The organism is Candidatus Neomarinimicrobiota bacterium (assembly GCA_036476315.1).
GTDB lineage: Bacteria > Fidelibacterota > Marinisomatia > Marinisomatales > S15-B10 > JAZGBI01.
On the sequence record JAZGBI010000102.1, the window covers coordinates 1 to 2,762 of the forward strand.

At 50.6% G+C, this 2,762-nt stretch carries 2 protein-coding genes and 1 tRNA gene; 1 reads left to right on the plus strand and 2 read right to left on the minus strand.

Annotated elements, in window-relative coordinates; genetic code table 11:
- On the minus strand, nt 1-1,113 hold a 1,113-nt coding region (locus V3U24_10835), incomplete at its 3' end, for a hypothetical protein (protein ID MEE9167938.1).
- 51 nt (nt 1,114-1,164) lie between these two features.
- A tRNA-Leu gene (locus V3U24_10840) sits at nt 1,165-1,248 on the minus strand.
- Nucleotides 1,249-1,429: 181 nt separating this feature from the next.
- Between V3U24_10840 and V3U24_10845 the strand changes: the two genes are divergently transcribed.
- Nucleotides 1,430-2,762, plus strand: a 1,333-nt coding sequence (locus V3U24_10845; protein ID MEE9167939.1) for a long-chain fatty acid--CoA ligase, incomplete at its 3' end; no start/stop codon positions are given.

A 2,762-nucleotide genomic window follows, 5' to 3' on the forward strand; every position in this document is an offset into this window, starting at 1 on the left:
GCCCGATTTGGAGGGGAACACAAGAACTCCCTCGCTGTTCACATCGATTCCGGTGCGGAGGAAGTGGAGTGATTCAAGTTCCGCTTTCCTTTCTCCCTTCAGCAGCAGTTCCGGGCTTGTGCCTTGAAAATCCAGGGGAAGAACCTGAATGTAAATGTCCGAATAACCAGTTCTATTGGTTAGAAAAATGACGTTGTCGACGTCTTCAGAAGAGTAGTAAACCGGGGCACTGCTAAGGCCCTGTTCAGTCACTGGGAGGGATGCCACTCTGGCAACGTCTTTTGTGTCCAGGAGTGGATATATTCTCTTTTTGTACCAGTATTTCCACTCGTCCACGATCTCCGAAAAGTCTTTTCCCAGAGTGAGCTCAATGACTTCATAGAAATCGTTGTCCTTCCAGATTCCTTCCATGATCAACAATATCTTATCGGTTCCGTAAACGGAATCGATGAAACGGAGAAACGATTGCCCCTCTTTGTAGAGTAGGAATCCTGACGATGCCAGGTCCAGCCTGTCAAGAGGGACCAGATAGTCGTTCAACAGCGCATCTCTTATTACCATTTCTGATTTCGAGTCCCATCTCGATGCCCAGAATTCTGCCAATCCTTCCGTGAACCAGAGGGGAGGCGAGCGATAGGTCACGACGTTGTGAAGGCTCAGGATATGGGCTACCTTATTGTGCATGAAAACGTGGACCAGTTCGTGAATGATCACTCGTTTGAACTGATAGGTGGAGCCATCGTAGGGAATAACCACCCGACCCTTGACGAATTCAAAGAAACCGCCCACCCCTTCAGGAATGAGGTAGGGAATCGTATTTGTTTGTTGAAAATGGAGATGGGAACTGTAAAAGATGAGGGGAACTTTCTTTACCAGGGTGAAATTGAATTTCTTCTCCAGATCGCGAAACGCCTCTTCGGCGAAGTGGGCGCCTACCGCGGCCAGCTCCGCCTCTTCTTCGTAGTAATATATTTCGAAGTGAGGGGTGGAAAGGACGTTCCAGGAAAAGGGATGGTACTGTATCTTGTTCCGGCCGAAATAGAATTGCGCGTTTGCGAAGGAAGCCGTGCACAAGAGGAGAGCCGCAGCTCTGAGAATAGGTCTCACACTCAAAAGATACCTCACGGAAGCAGGCCGTGTCAACAGTTAGATAGTGCCAGGTTGTGCCGGGAAAGAGACTCGAACTCTCACGGTGTCGCCACCACCTGATTTTGAGTCAGGCGCGTCTACCAATTCCGCCATCCCGGCGATTCAAAGAACACTTTGACTGTCCAGGTGTAGCAACCATCCCGATATCGATCGGGACGTATCTACCAACTTCGCCATCCCGCCAATTCGCATTTCAGAGCAGGGAAAAGTATAGACTTCGTCGGAAAAATGTCAATATATTTCCCCCTGCGGAATAGAAATCCTTCACTGGGAGGTCCACATGAACAATAATTATGCCACCATCCCTGAGATGTTCCTCGATGTTTGCGAAAGATATGGCGACAAGGATGTCTACGGTTATAAGCAGAAGGGGGCATGGAGCACGCTCTCCTTTCGAGATGTTCGCAGAGAAGTCGAAGAACTGGCCCACGGACTGGCTTCCCTGGGTGTCGACAGGGGAGACCGTGTCGCAATTCTCTCCAACAACAATCCCCACTGGGCCATGGGCGATTATGCGATTACCTCCATGGGTGGCGTCACCGTTACAGTTTATCCCACTCTGCCCCCGGCGCAGATTCAATTCATACTGGACGATTCCCAATCGAGGGCCATATTTGTGGAGAACAGGGAACAGGCAGACAAGGTACTGGAGTTCTTTGATCAGAGCAAATTTCTGGAAAGAATGATAGTCATGAACGATGACCGTTTGAGCAAGGACAACGTTCACACTTTTCACGACCTTTTGGAGATGGGGAAAGCCGGGAAGGAGTCTGCAGCCTTCGATTTCCTTGAGAGGGCGAATTCGGTTGCCCCGGACGATTTGTTAACGCTCGTTTACACCAGTGGGACTACGGGGGATCCCAAGGGTGTCATGCTAACTCACAACAATCTCATATCCAACGTCAGGTCGGCGCTTCAGACAATCCCCATGAACGAAAATGACGTTTTTCTCTCCTTCCTTCCGCTGAGCCACAGTTTTGAACGTATGGCGGGGCACTACACCGCGTTTACCGTTGGGGCGACAGTCTACTACGCTGAAAGTATTGACACGGTAGCCGAGAACATTTCGGAAGTGAGGCCTACCGTCATGACGAGTGTCCCTCGTCTGTATGAGAAAATGTATGCCCGCGTTCTGGAGAAAGTGGCGAGCGATCCTCCGCTGAGACAGAAAATCTTCTGGTGGGCCGTCAGGGTGGGACGAAAGGCGGTAGAGTACAGGCAGAGGAATCGGCCTCTCCCCGTGGGTCTGAAGATGAAATTCTCCGTCGCAGACAAACTGGTATTCTCCAAATTGAAGCAACGTTTGGGAGGGCGATTGAGGTTTTTCGTATCGGGAGCCGCGCCCCTGTCGGCCGAAATCGGGGAATTCTTCGCTTCCGCGGATATTATGATTCTTGAAGGCTACGGCCTTACGGAGACGAGTCCCGTGATGACAGTAAATCGCCTCGAATCCTTCAAATTTGGTACGGTCGGAATGCCCATACCTGGCGTGGAGGTGAGGATTGCGGATGACGGGGAAATCCTCAATAGAGGACCCAATAACATGAAAGGATATTTCAAGAGTGAAGAAGCGACGCGGGAGGTGATTGATGATGAAGGATGGCTTCACACGG